The organism is Citrobacter sp. TBCS-14, assembly GCF_005280805.1.
GTDB lineage: Bacteria > Pseudomonadota > Gammaproteobacteria > Enterobacterales > Enterobacteriaceae > Citrobacter > Citrobacter gillenii.
The window spans coordinates 328-599 of record NZ_SZWM01000837.1 but is presented as its reverse complement, the minus strand read 5'-3'; the positions used below and the strand labels follow the sequence as shown (position 1 = coordinate 599).

The following is a 272-nucleotide window of genomic DNA, read 5'->3' as shown; positions in this document are numbered from 1 at the left end:
CATCTGTTGGGCATCCTGCTGGCCAATCCCACGCGAACGCAGATAGAACATCTGTTCATCGTCGATCCGCCCTACCGTCGCCCCGTGGCTGCATTTCACGTCATCAGCGTAGATTTCAAGCTGCGGCCTGGTATCCACTTCTGCCAGTTTACCGAGCAGCAAATTATTGTTGGTCATCTGACCATCGGTTTTAATGGCATGCTGCGCCACGTTAATCAGGCCATTAAACACCGCCCGGCCTTTATCGCTGACAATCGTTTTATGTAACTGGC

General features: G+C 52.2%; 1 protein-coding gene. It reads right to left on the bottom strand.

The annotated features are described in order from the left end of the window. Positions 1-272: SufD family Fe-S cluster assembly protein (locus tag FDX22_RS21585; RefSeq protein ID WP_186805416.1), on the bottom strand; the 272-nt coding region annotated here is incomplete at both ends.